Annotated in this window: 8 protein-coding genes; 6 read left to right on the top strand and 2 right to left on the bottom strand. The window is 37.8% G+C overall.

What is annotated here, in order from left to right; all coding sequences use genetic code 11:
* Positions 1 to 85 precede the first annotated feature (85 nt).
* Positions 86 to 1405, top strand: a complete 1320-nt coding sequence (locus GQR47_RS05885) for a hypothetical protein (protein WP_024597453.1) — start codon at positions 86 to 88, stop codon at positions 1403 to 1405.
* 143 nt (positions 1406 to 1548) lie between these two features.
* Here GQR47_RS05885 and GQR47_RS05880 read toward each other — a convergent pair whose 3' ends face one another.
* Both GQR47_RS05880 and GQR47_RS05875 read right to left on the bottom strand, forming a co-directional pair.
* Entirely contained in the window at positions 1549 to 2718 is a 1170-nt protein-coding gene (locus GQR47_RS05880) for a putative zinc-binding metallopeptidase (protein ID WP_024597452.1), read from the bottom strand.
* Positions 2719 to 2787: 69 nt separating this feature from the next.
* Entirely contained in the window at positions 2788 to 3561 is a 774-nt protein-coding gene (locus tag GQR47_RS05875; protein ID WP_024597451.1) for an SHOCT domain-containing protein, read from the bottom strand.
* 1020 nt (positions 3562 to 4581) lie between these two features.
* Here GQR47_RS05875 and GQR47_RS05870 point away from each other — a divergent pair.
* From GQR47_RS05870 to GQR47_RS05850, 5 genes are all read left to right on the top strand, one after another.
* Complete coding sequence (locus tag GQR47_RS05870; RefSeq protein ID WP_024603479.1) at positions 4582 to 7893, top strand: transglutaminase family protein; 3312 nt, start codon at positions 4582 to 4584, stop codon at positions 7891 to 7893.
* A gap of 112 nt (positions 7894 to 8005) precedes the next feature.
* Positions 8006 to 10525: a circularly permuted type 2 ATP-grasp protein gene (locus GQR47_RS05865; protein ID WP_024603478.1), complete on the top strand. Its 2520-nt coding sequence runs from the start codon at positions 8006 to 8008 to the stop codon at positions 10523 to 10525.
* Complete coding sequence (locus GQR47_RS05860; RefSeq protein ID WP_024590933.1) at positions 10522 to 11400, top strand: transglutaminase family protein; 879 nt, start codon at positions 10522 to 10524, stop codon at positions 11398 to 11400. Before GQR47_RS05865 ends, GQR47_RS05860 begins: the two co-directional genes overlap by 4 nt.
* 46 nt (positions 11401 to 11446) lie before the next feature.
* On the top strand, positions 11447 to 12901 hold the full coding sequence (locus GQR47_RS05855) for a circularly permuted type 2 ATP-grasp protein (protein WP_024595285.1): 1455 nt from the start codon (positions 11447 to 11449) through the stop codon (positions 12899 to 12901).
* A 1-nt stretch (position 12902) separates the two neighbouring features.
* Positions 12903 to 13835: an alpha-E domain-containing protein gene (locus tag GQR47_RS05850; protein WP_007585221.1), complete on the top strand. Its 933-nt coding sequence runs from the start codon at positions 12903 to 12905 to the stop codon at positions 13833 to 13835.
* Positions 13836 to 13870: the final 35 nt, after the last annotated feature.

The raw sequence follows: 13870 nt of genomic DNA, 5'->3' as shown, positions 1-13870 counted from the left end.
TCTCAGTTTGCGTGTGAAGTCTGCGTTTTTCGTGTTATAAATCAGCAATATTAGATTGTTAGCTCGACCCAAGTCTGGAAGGCATATGCGCACATCAAAAATGTTATATTTTACAATATTATTACTTGTTCTACTTTCAGCTTTTCTTGCTGTATGGGTATATGATTTAAAAGAAGGTAAAGATTTACTGAGCTTTACCATATCAACAGTAAGCTTTTGTATAGCCGTATTAGCTTTATTTATTACTGTTAGAACATATACATCAATTGATAGTGTAAATAATATTAGCAAAATGGAAGGTAACATTTTAGATAATGAAAATTACGTAACCTCACTTCCAGAGTTAATTAACCAGTTTAAGTCCCAAAATGAAAATACACTAGAGAAAGAAATTTTTGACTCTATTGAGCATAAACTAAAAAAAGAGTCAGAAACCGCCGTTCTTTTTGCCGATACCCTTCAGTATATAATTGACCTAATTGTATTATTTCCAGCTGTTTTTAATGCATCAGAAACTAACAAAGTACTTTATAAAAAGCGTATGGATACAATTTTGTCAGAAGTTGATAGGCGCTGTGAAATATTGCACTCGGTGAGTAAAGGTAATTCAATTCAAATAACGGAAACGATAAAGCTATTTAAAGCTGTTGTGTCTTACCAAAGTTTTGTAGCTGATGATAATTTTAATATTCATGCAGACTTACTTCATGTGAGAGGTCCAATTCTTCGTAATCCAGTTACAAAAACCATTTACCATAATTACCTAGGTTTGTATTACAACAAAAAAGGCATGCATTTGCTGCGAGAGTCGCTAAATATGAACTCTGTAGATATTTTGTCGATTGATGGTTTAGAGCTGGCTCAAAAAAATATTAATACCATAGAGCCATCAATACTTGAAGAAGTAATTATGTATCTTAGATCTGCCGCTGAGCAGTTCGATAAAGCACTTAAAGTATCTAGCGAAGATGTTATGTGGCCTGGTTTTATTAATTACAATAAAGCACGTACGGTATATTTTCTAGCTTTACTATCAAATAGCGAACTTAATTGGTTAGATATTCTCGACGAAGCAATAGAGTCTCGCAGCAGGTTAAATCGACTAATTGACGAAATTTTAATGATAGACAGATCAAAATCAGCCAATATTGTTAGCACACATTTAAGAGAATTTTTTCTATATCAAGAAGAGTTAGCACGTACAGTAAAATTGAATATTTTACTGTCGAATAATCTAACCAGACAAAATAATGCACCTATTATATATAAAGGGATTAATATCACTGATATATCAAACGAAAAACTAACTGACTTATTTGTTTCAATACAAAAGTTTTCTACAGTTAGTATTTATCAAGAAAAAATTATAAGTCGACTTAAGAATAACCTCGCTGTGACAAACTAACAAAGCTTCAGCGAGAAAGTAGGGGATATACTATTTTTACGGCTTTTTGCTCATCATAAAAAAGCCACTTACCTATGCATGAAAAGTCATAGCAAGAATAAATGGCTCTTTATTAAAATGTTTTTTGGACTGAACTTATTTTATTACACTTTTCCAATGCTCAAATCAGGCATTAAATTGAGCCTGTTATGGATAGCATGATGGATGAAAGATAACTTAGTTCGCACCGCTTGAGTTAGTACAAATGGGTAGGCATCGGCAAGTCCCATGCTGCGATTTAGTGAATTTAGAATGATCGAAAATTCCATCCAAGTATCTAAAATAGCATCAATCGATGTTTGTGAATTAAAGTAATATGCACTTTGTGGCAATCTAAGCTCGTCTGCTTCATCTAATTCAAACTCATTACCCGTTGTTGAGCCTGTAATTGAAAAGTTTTTGGCTGTTTCTAAAGTATCGATAATATGCATGTAATGCGCCCATGTTTCCGCCCAGTCTTCATAAGGGTGCATAGTAGCGTATTCACTGATAAAGGTTTCATGCCAGTTAGCTGGCGCGCCTTGCTTGTAATGAGTATCGAGCGCTTGCTGGTAATCTAATTCGTCATCACCAAAATATTGCTTACATAAAGCATGTTTTTTTGATGAATTTGCGATTAGTTGATCAAAATAATAATGACCAAGTTCATGGCGAAAATGACCAAGTAAAGTACGGTAACGCTCGCCCATTGCTATTTTAGCTTGAGAGCGTGCTACGTCGTCTGCCTCGGCTAGATTTATAGTGATATGGCCACAGTCGTGTCCTGTAAATACAACGTCTTGACCTATAATAGGGCTTACAAAGTGATCGCTTACGTTACGGTCTGCTATAAAATCGAAGCTTAATCCGCTCTCAGGTTCTTGAATCGTGGTATTTAAAGGGAGTGATAATGATTTTAATGTATACAAAGCGCGACGTTTTGCTGTCTCCATTTTTTTCCATAATGGAATATGTTCAACAATACTTAAATCGGGCACCGTTTCATTAAAGCGGCATGAAAAACACAGCACTTCGGCTTTATCGGCAACGGGTATAAATGTATCTAAATTAACCATACCATTACAAACGTGGTACTGAGCATTGTTATCACATTTTTTATAAAAAACGTCAGGCGCTTCTGCTTTGTAAAATAGACCCGATTGTTCATCAATTTCATAGGGTTCAACTTGGTCGAACTCATCATCTATACCAACGGTTCTGCCACAAGCCAAACAATGGCTGCTTTCAAAAAATAAAATAAGTTGTTCTGTGCAATTACATTTAAATGTTTTCATATGTTACCGAATAAAAAAGAGACCGTATAAACCACTTTTATTGAGCGTTATGCTATTGGAGGATAGTGGTTAAATCCTTTTTAAAAGTTCAGACTTTTTAATATTAAATTCATCATCACTCAACGCATTTGAATCGCGTAGTTGTGCTAACTTTTCAATAATTTGAAGTGTTTCGTCTACCGAGTATTGCCCCGTTGTATTATTAACAGGTGCTTCAATTTGGCTAGGCGTTAATAATGCAAAATTGGGCTGCGTTACTTGCTGTGTAAAGTCTTTTTGTGGTTCTGGAGTCGTTGGCGTTTGCCCTGAAATTAATGGCAGGGTATTTACATTAATTGTCCCCCACTGACTGTTAAATGTAAGGGAGGTATTATTGCCTTGCTGTTGGCTTACACCACCAATATTATGATCTAACGTGTCGTATACGCTCACTTGTCCATTTAATTCAACGGCTAAGCGATTAGGGAATATAGCGTAGCGAATATTATTTTGCGCACCACTGCTAAATGGGCTGCCTAGATTACCTGGCCACCACTGATTGCTGCCAGGCGATCCTGCAGGAATAACCGGAAATATTTGGTTATTGCTCAATATATTAGCAAGTTCGTTGCACAAGTTATCAACGGTTGATTTTAAACCGTTGTTAAACATGTCGCCAACCATTGTCATTCCGCCACGCATCCATTGACCAGAACCACCAAGTTCTGGGCAATTAAACTGTGCCATTGAGCAACCGCCGTTATTAACGCTAACTAACATGTGAATTACTGCATCGTGACTGAGGTTATAACGAGATGCTATACCATTAACTAAGTTTTCACCGACATCTGTTAGCTTTTGCATAAGAGAATATCCTATTAGGTAGATTGGGTTGATTTAAAAAATCTTAAATACGCTAGGGCGTGTTGTTTTTTGGGATTGAAATTTGTTCAATCTAGGGGCGATTTAATCGCGGCGCGAGGTTTGTAACCTAGTGGGCTAAGTAAAAACCGAGCAACAAAGAGTCAATCGTCCCTAGAAAGAACCCAGGGGCAGCGCATGTTTGGCATTTATGCTGCGTTATCGCCTATGTATGGGGAACAACCACACATCATAGACTCTGCCTTGCTTAAATACCAAACACACTGCTGCAAATTCAACCACCAAAGAACAATACGCCCTAGTGCTGCATTACCTTTAGCTTTGATGATAATGAAAAATTAACAGGTTAGTGAGGTGTGCTGGTTTTTCAAATTGGACGTGTTCTGTTTTGTTTGAAATTAAAACACACCACTGCAAAACTAATCTTTAAAGTAAGCATCTATGTATTAAAAGTTGCTTGTTTTATGTCATCGAGATTGTTAGTTTTACTGTAACGTAAGCGGTTAAAAATCGATCTAGTATAGCACCGTTACTTACTTTAACAGCAGCTTTATTGTGAACTATTTCTTACTATTTAATGATTATTTTTAATGATTTTTAAACTCTAAATAAATACTTTTAATTATAACCGTTTAGCGTTATAAATAACGGAGTAAGTATTTTTAAAAATTAACTTTATTTGTTTTATTTCAATATTTTAAATTAATTAGCTTTAATTGTAAGTTATTTTAAAGCACTATTTTGGTGCATTTTCTGCACCATTAAAAATCTAAAATTGATGGTTTAAATTACACTAAGTTTACTATTTATTAAATAGGTGTGTTTTTCCTATTAATTAGGTCAAAACCTTTATGCATAACGTTGCTTTGTGCAAGAGCCGCGAGTGGATGAACAGTACTACTTAAGCAAGTCTTTTGGTATAAAAATTGCACAAGTGAATTAGTCCAAATAATATTTTCAGCGTTATATTGTGGCCATACATTATTAAAGGGGAATTAATAGATGACAATTACAGTTGGGATTTCGCACCATACTCAGTATAAATACGACCGGTCAGTTAATATGGGGCCGCATATATTCCGATTACGTCCAGCGCCACATAGCCGTACAAAAATTAAAAGTTATTCTTTAAAAATAGTTCCAGAAGATCATTATATAAATTGGCAACAAGACCCTTTTGGTAATTACCAAGCGAGGGTGGTGTTTAACAAGCCAACTACCGAATTTAGTTTTACAGTTGATTTGGTCGCCGAACTAACGGTTATTAATCCTTTTGATTTCTTTTTAGAAGATTACGCCGAAAACTTCCCGTTTGTTTACGATGCTATTTCAAAGTCAGAACTCTCTCCTTATTTAAAAAAACGCAAAGCCAGTCCAAAATTTAAAGAGTTAATTAAATCTTTAAACCCTAAAGAGCCGCTTAGAAGCGTTGATTTTTTAGTCGCTGTTAATCAAGCTATTTATGAGTTAGTTGGTTATGGCATTCGTTTAGAACCTGGCGTACAAACACCGAACGAAACAATAAGTAAAAAAACAGGTTCGTGTCGTGATTCTGCTTGGTTGTTAGTACAATTGTTTCGTCATTTAGGGTTGGCATCTCGATTTGTATCGGGCTACCTAGTACAGCTAACCTCAGATCAAAAATCACTAGATGGCCCAAGCGGTCCAGAAGAAGACTTTACCGATTTGCATGCATGGACCGAGGTGTATATTCCGGGTGCAGGTTGGATAGGGCTTGATCCTACCTCGGGTTTATTTGCTGGTGAAGGTCATATTCCATTGGCGTGTACGCCAGAGCCAAGCTCGGCAGCGCCGGTAACAGGCGGCATAGACGACTGTAAATCTGAGTTTAGCTTTTATAATAAAGTAACGCGTGTACACGAAGACCCACGTGTTACTAAGCCGTATTCTGAGGCGCAGTGGGCGGCAATTAACCGCTTAGGTCAGCACGTTGACAATGTTTACAATGAAGAAAACATACATTTAACTATGGGTGGCGAGCCTACGTTTATTTCTATTGACGATATGGAACATCCTCAGTGGAATACTGATGCCGATGGTAAAGAAAAAAGAATATTAGCTCAAAATTTATTTGTAGAAATGAATAAAGTATACACAAAAGGTGGCTTTACTCATTACGGACAAGGTAAATGGTATCCGGGTGAGCCATTACCACGTTGGCAATACGCATGTTATTGGCGCAAAGATGGTGAGCCTTTATGGCAAGATGCTGCACTATTAGCCGATCCTAATAAAGATTACAAATTTGATCATACCGATACTAAAAAGTTTGCTGATAAACTGTGTGACTCACTTGGTCTTGAAACCAAGGCACTTACTACGGCTTATGAAGATATTTTATATCACATGTGGCAAGAAGCCTCATTACCTACCGAAATAAAGCCAGATCAACCAGAGCTTCTTCATGCAATGAGCCGAAAAGGCTTTTTAGCTAAAATGGATAAAGGCATAGAAAAGCCTGTTGGCTATGTTCTACCTTTAAAATGGAACGATAGTAAAAACTGTTGGCAGTCGTGTACGTGGGAGTTTAAACGGGGTCATTGTTTTTTATTACCGGGTGAATCACCACTTGGTTATCGCCTACCTTTAGACAGCCTTGAGTGGAGCGGCAATATTATTGACCGCGACCCGTTTGATATTCCAGAAAATTTTACCAAAGCTAAAAAGCTTAAAAAGGGCTTTATTGGTAAAGAAATGGTTAAAACTGCGCTTGTCATGGAAGTGAGAGAGGGGCGTTTATATATATTTATGCCACCAACAAGTCATTTTGAACATTACATGGGTTTAATAAGTAGTATAGAGAGTGTGGCTAAAGAACTTAAAATGCCGCTTGTTATTGAAGGCTATAGCCCACCTAAAGATAGCCGCGTAGAAAAATACGCTGTAACGCCAGATCCAGGTGTTATTGAAGTAAATATTCATCCTTCAACATCGTGGGATCAATTAGTCAGTCGAACCACAACGCTATATGGTTTAGCAAAAGAATGCCGATTAGGTACCGATAAGTTTATGGCAGATGGTCGCCATACTGGTACTGGTGGTGGTAACCACGTAACGCTTGGTGGCGAAACACCTGATCAAAGCCCATTTTTACGCAGACCTGATATTTTAAGAAGTTTTATTACCTATTGGCAGCATCATCCTGGTTTGTCGTATTTGTTTTCGGGGCTTTTTATTGGTCCTACAAGCCAAGCACCGCGAGTGGATGAAGCCCGTGATGAAGTTTTATACGAGCTAGAAATTGCTTTCTCACATATGCCCGAAGGTGAGGTGCCTGAGCCTTGGTTAGTTGATAGGTTACTGCGTAATTTATTGGTGGATTTAACGGGTAATACACACAGAGCAGAATTTTGTATAGATAAGCTCTATTCACCCGATTCAGCCACAGGTCGTTTAGGGATTGTAGAATTTAGAGGCTTTGAAATGCCTCCACATTCACAAATGAGTTTAGTGCAAATGCTACTGTTGCGTACTTTACTTGCTTGGTTTTGGAAAAAACCTTACCACAAGCCATTAATACGTTGGGGTACTGAGTTACACGATAAGTTTTTATTACCACAATATGTAGAAAACGATTTAGCTGAAGTAAGCCGCGATTTACAACAAGCAGGTTTTCAATTTCAGTTAAGTTGGTTAAATCCATTTTTTGAATTTAGGTTTCCGGTATGTGGCACGCGAGAACTTGATAACGTTACACTTGAGCTTAGAACCGCAATCGAGCCTTGGCATGTACTAGGCGAAGAGGCAAGTGCGTCGGGTACGGCGCGCTATGTAGATTCGTCATTAGAAAGAGTGCAAATAAAAGTACAAGGAGTAATGAGCGATCGCTATGTTGTAACGTGTAATGGTCGAAGAGTGCCGCTTAAACCGGTTAAAGGTAAAGCAAAAGATGAAATGGTCGCGGGTATACGATACAGAGCTTGGCAACCACCTACAGCGCTTCACCCAACTATTGGCGTACATGCACCATTAGTTTTTGATTTAATCGATACGTGGGAAGGACGTTCAGTTGGAGGCTTTGTATATCATGTGAGCCATGCTGGTGGGCGTAATCCTGAAACGCTACCGGTTAATGCATTTGAAGCAGAAGGGCGCAGAGTCGCAAGATTTTGGGAGCATGGGCATACACCATCTTTACTTGCATCAGCAGAACCAAGCTGGAGCCCATCGGCGGTTACGCATAGTTTTCAGTCGGCGCAAAGCGCAAGTGAATACGTGGTACCTGATGAAGAAAGTAGTAATCCTGATTATCCAAATACCTTGGATTTACGCAGGCAGCCTAACTTTAAATAATAATTGATAGTTGTGTCATTCCACTTTGAAATTATTTAAAGTGGAATGACTAAATATTTTTAAAGCATCATTATGAACACGGCTATTTACTATAAATTGGAGCACTTTCAGCTTGTATATTAACAATAACGCGATGCCGGAATTGCCTGAGTGGTTGTCTTTATACCTTGATAAATCACATGGACATGATGAACTAGCAAACCACAGTGGTTTAAACCCAGACCATTGGGATACTTTATTTAAGCGTTTAGCTAGCCTAACAGCAGATGATGTTAGTAGCCGCGCTACAGAAATTAGCCAATTACTACAAAATGGCAATATTAAAAATGAAAGTAATAAGCAATGGCACTTCGACCCGTTGCCTTTTATGTTATCAAAAGCTGATTGGACCTTGCTCGAAGAGGGAATAAAACAAAGAACCCTTCTATTAAATAAAATTCAGCAAGATATTTACGGTGACCAAACTCTATTAGTTGATGGCCATATTCCTGCAAAGCAGCTTTTTCAAGACCCTAATTACTTACGCGAAGGTTTTAGTTTACCTAGTAACGAATTAACACTTTTTTTTACAGCATTAGATGTTTACCGCACGCCAACAGGCGAATTTAAAGTATTAAGCGATCATTGCCAGTGCCCGCTGGGCTTAGGGCTATTAATTAAAAGCCGTATTATTGCAAGGCGTGTAATGGCTGAAGAATTTGCAGAATGTAATGTTCAGCAAATTAAAGAGTTTTTAAACCTATTCCAAGAGGGTATTAATGAATATACCCACTATATGGATGACCCACGCATTGTAATTCTCACCCAAGGAATTGATGACCCTAACTACAACGAGCATGCATTCCTATCTACCTACTTTGGCTACACATTAGTACAAAGCGCCGACTTAACCGTACGTGGTGGTGACGTTTGTTTAAAATCGTTACAAGGCTTGGGTAAAATTAATGTCATTTTACGCTGGGTTTCTGATCGTTGTATTGACTCTTTAGAGCAAACTGAATATTCACTTCATGGTATTCCGGGCTTATTACAATCGGTACGACAAGGGTCGGTTAAGGTTTTAAACCCGTTTGGTAGCGGTGTGCTCTCGTCACCTTCAATAAAGTGCAACTTAGAAAAGTTATCGCAGCAAATTTTAAAACAACCGCTGTTATTAGGTGAGCCAAATTATTTAAGTGTAAAAGAAGCGCAAGCCGTTGATTGGAATAACCTCGAACTACTATCTGCTATAGACCCTACACTCAAGTTAGATGGAGTGTTAGACGAGCAAGAAATAAAGCTACTTATTAGCAAAGAACCCGATAATTACTTTTTCCAAGAAAAACCTTCTTTTAGCAGTGCACCATTTTGGCATGACGGGCAATTAATCTCCAAGCCAGTGGTGTTTAGGTGTTATGCATTAACCACTGAAAATGGCGTAGAAGTACTTCCTTCAGCACTGTGTTTTTCGAACGAAAAAAGTAACAACCCAAGAGTATCTGGTTGGATCAAAGATACATGGATAAATACAGCCGATAGAGTTGATTTAGGCGAGCATAATCCACCGGTGCCAATTAGAAAAAGAATGGATGTAACGCTACTCGAAGGGGTTATTTCGAGCCGTACGGCTGAGCACCTTTTTTGGTTGGGCCGATACTTAGAACGCTGCGAAAACACCATACGTATATTGCGTATTTTTATAGACAAGTACACCGAATTTTCTGTTTACCCAGATTCAATACGAAAAAGTATAGTTGCACGGCTTTCTAATGCCATTAGGTCGCAATATATTGTTTATCCCTATATAGAACCTGATTTAAAACTAGATGGAATTGATGTAAATCTGTCTAAAGAAACTGCCTTTCAACTCCTTGCAGACGAGCAATGCGCTGGCAGTATTATTAATACATTAAAGTACATTGCTAATGCGTCGGTGCAAATTCAAGAATTACTATCTCATGATAGCCGCCGAATAATTGATGATATTAATGAGCAAATTAAAGTATTTAAAAATGTAAATATTAATATCCCAACGCGTGCAATGCAAAGCAGCCTAGATAGAGTTATAGGCTCAATTATGGCTTTTAATGGCTCGATTACAGATTGTATGCCAAATAGTAACGGCTGGTTTTTACTCGAAATGGGCAGAAGAGTAGAGCGGAGCTTACAAATAACATCACTAAGTGCGGCTTTATTAACCAAAGAGTTAGACGAGCCCGAAGAGCTTGGCTTACTTGAAGCAGTGCTAAGTTGCCAAGTTAGTTTAGTTACGCATAAGCGCCGATACAGAATGTATCAAACCATTGGTACAGGGCTTGAGTTATTACTTTTAGATGCTGAATACCCACGTTCTTTATTATTTCAGTTAGAGGAAATTAATAAGTTGTGTAAGCATTTACCCACAAAACGCAGACAAGGCGTAATTGCGGCACACGAAAAAGCAATTTTACTGTCTAAAACAAGTTGCTATGTAACTGAGAAAGATTACCTACAAAAAAGTGAAAATGGGCAACGTAACCAGTTAATCGAATTTAACCATAATACGCGTATGAACTTAGATACATTTTGTGATGTATTATTACTACAGTATTTTTCTCATACCCAAACGGCAAATAAATTGAACTGGACTAATATTGAGCAAGCTCAATCGTGAAATATAAAATAAAGCACTCGACTACATACAACTATTCAGACTTTGTTAGTTTGTGTCAAAACCAAGCGCGATTAACGCCAAAAACGAATCGCGGGCAAATATGCCACAGTAGTCGTGTAGAAATTGAACCTACACCGACTTACTTACAAACATTTACTGATTATTTTAATAATCAGGTAACAGCGTTTGAAATAGCAATACAGCATAAAAAACTTAAAGTAACGATGATCAGCGAGGTAGAACTGTTAGTCGGCGCTAATAGCAATTTAGAGAGTGTTGATATTGCTTGGCGAAAAGTACGTGATTTATTGGTTAAACCAAATACGGCGGAATTATTAAAAACGTCTGAATTTGTACTACCTTCACAGCTTATTCCAATAGATAAAGGAATTAAGGAATACGCATTAATTTCGTTTGATGCACACAAAAATATAATTTCTGCATGCAAAGATTTAATGGCACGGATTTTTCATGAATTTCATTATGATCCTGGTTTTACAACAATTAGTACGCCTTTGAGCACTGTTTTTGCACAAAAAAGGGGCGTTTGCCAAGACTTTGCACACTTTGCGCTTGCATGCTTACGCAGCGTGGGGTTAGCAGGTCGATACGTAAGTGGGTACATAGAAACCATGCCGCCAGAAGGCGAAGAAAAGCTAGAAGGTGCAGATGCAACTCATGCATGGTTTGCGGTATTTGTGCCAAACTTTGGTTGGGTTGATTTTGATCCAACAAATAATGTTTTACCACGCGATCAGCATATTACTCTAGCCGTAGGGCGAGACTTTTCTGACGTAACTCCTTTAAAAGGAGTGGTATTTGGTGGCGGTAGTCAATTGCTTGATGTAGCGGTTGATATGATTCGAATGGAATAGCAGTTTAACTACGTCATATATGATGATGGATAAGGTGAAAGAGTGTATGAAAATTGATTGGAAAGCGTACCAAACAAAAGGTTTCTTTGATGAATTAATTGATGCACAAGGAAACGTTAGATCGCATGGAACACAATTAGCACAATTTTTTGCTAATTTATCAGCAGAAGAATTAGTAAAAGCCAGAGCGGTTGCTGATTTAGCAATTAAAGAAATGGGTATTACTTTCACGGTTTACAACGAAGGTAATATGATTGATAGAGCCTGGCCGTTTGATATTATACCGCGTACCATTGGCAAAAAAGAATGGCAAAGCGTAGAGGTTGGTTTAAAGCAACGTGTTGAAGCGCTTAACCTTTTTATAGATGATTTATACCACGACCAAAAAATAATAAAAGATGGTGTTTTTCCAAAAGGGTTACTAGAAAAATCAGTTAACTTTCGCCAGCAATGTGTGGGAATAAATCCGCCAAATAAAATATGGGCGCATATCTGTGGCTCAGATTTAGTACGCGATGGTAGCGGTACAATGTATGTGCTTGAGGATAACCTGCGTGTTCCTTCAGGTGTATCTTATATGCTTGAAAATCGCTCTGTAATGAAGCGTGTATTCCCTGAATTATTTGAGCAAGTGTCTATTTTACCTGTTGATGATTACCCCTCACAATTATTTGATATGCTAGCGGCAATGTCGGCTCGTCCACAAGATAAACCAGAAGTTGTGGTACTTACGCCTGGGGTATTTAACTCAGCTTACTTTGAACATTGTTATCTTGCCCAAGAAATGGGTTGCGAACTGGTAGAAGGACGGGACTTAGTTGTTGAAAAAGATGATTGTGTATACATGAGAACAATCACAGGGCTACAACGAGTTGATGTTATTTATCGTCGTATTGATGATTTATTTTTAGACCCAGAAGCCTTTTTACCAGAATCACAACTGGGCGTTCCTGGTTTAATGCGTGCTTGGTCTAAAGGCAACGTTGCTTTGGTTAATGCACCAGGTGCAGGTGTTGCTGATGACAAAGTAGTTTACGCCTATGTACCTGAGATGATTAAGTACTACTTAGGTGAAGAAGCTAAACTTGCAAATGTCCCAACGTTCAAATGTTTAGATCCGAAAGAATGCGACCATGTGATTAAAAATATCGATAAGCTTGTTGTTAAACCTGCAAATGAATCTGGCGGATATGGATTATTAATTGGTCCTAAATCGACGAAAAAAGAACAAGAAGCGTGTATTGCTCAAATTAAAGCGGACCCACGAAATTGGGTAGCTCAACCAACATTAGATTTATCAACAGTACCAACATTTGATGGTAATAAACCAGATGGGCGACATACCGATTTAAGACCGTTTATTTTATCATCAGGTAAAGATACGCAAGTTACCACTGGTGGATTAACGCGTGTTGCTATGGTTAAAGGCTCTTTGGTGGTTAATTCATCACAAGGTGGTGGCAGTAAAGATACTTGGATTGTTGACGAAGAGGCTAAATAATATGTTATCAAGAGTAGGCGAAACTTTATATTGGGTATCTCGATACATTGAGCGCGCGGAAAATGTGGCTCGTTTAATCAACGTTAACAATTTACTGATGATGGACTTACCCAAAGGCGTATGTACCGGCTGGGAGCCATTAATTGATATTATTGGTGTGCGTAAAGCGTATTCAGAAAACCATACTGATTTTACTGAACAAAAAGCATTAAGGTATTTACTTGTTGGTAGTGATAACAGCTCGTCAATTTTAAACTCTATTACTTCGGCACGAGAAAGCGCGCGTACAATTCGCGATGTAATACCGCGAGATGTATGGGAAGAAATTAACTCTCTTTATTATTATGTAAAAGATAATCAAAAAGAAGGGATAACAAAGCGCGGACGTTTTGATTATTTAAAAAAGATTATAGATTCAGCCCATCAAATATTTGGGGCGTTAGATGCCACAATTAATCATGATCAGGGCTATGTTTTTATCCGCTTTGGTTCGATTATAGAGCGCGCAGATATGACATCGCGAATTTTAGATATTCGCTCTGCTACGTTAATTACTAATGAAGAAGAAGTGAAGCCGTTTGATAATATTCAGTGGATCAGTTTATTGCGTTCGTTAAGTGCTTATCAAATGTATCGCCAAGAAATGGGCGTTAGAGTACAGCGTGCTGATGTAATAGAATTTGTGATGCACAGCAAAGTATTCCCACGATCTATTTTATTTTGTATGAATGAATTAAAAGCATTGGTTTTACCTTTGCCAAACTCAACAGAAATTATTAAATCAATTGATGATGCAATTGTTGAGTTAGAAAATAAAGACGTACGAGTACTTAAAAATGGTCTGTTGCATGACTTTATCGATGAAATACAAATAGACTTAGCTGGAATACATAACGGACTGGCCGAAACGTATTTTTTAAAACAAGCAGAATAATAAAAACTGTATATTGTTAAATGACTGCTTAGTCT

It is taken from the genome of Pseudoalteromonas sp. Z1A2 (assembly GCF_011378755.1).
GTDB classification, from domain to species: Bacteria; Pseudomonadota; Gammaproteobacteria; order Enterobacterales; family Alteromonadaceae; genus Pseudoalteromonas; species Pseudoalteromonas distincta.
Note: the sequence above shows the minus strand (reverse complement) of the source record. Positions and strands in the feature narration are given on the sequence as shown.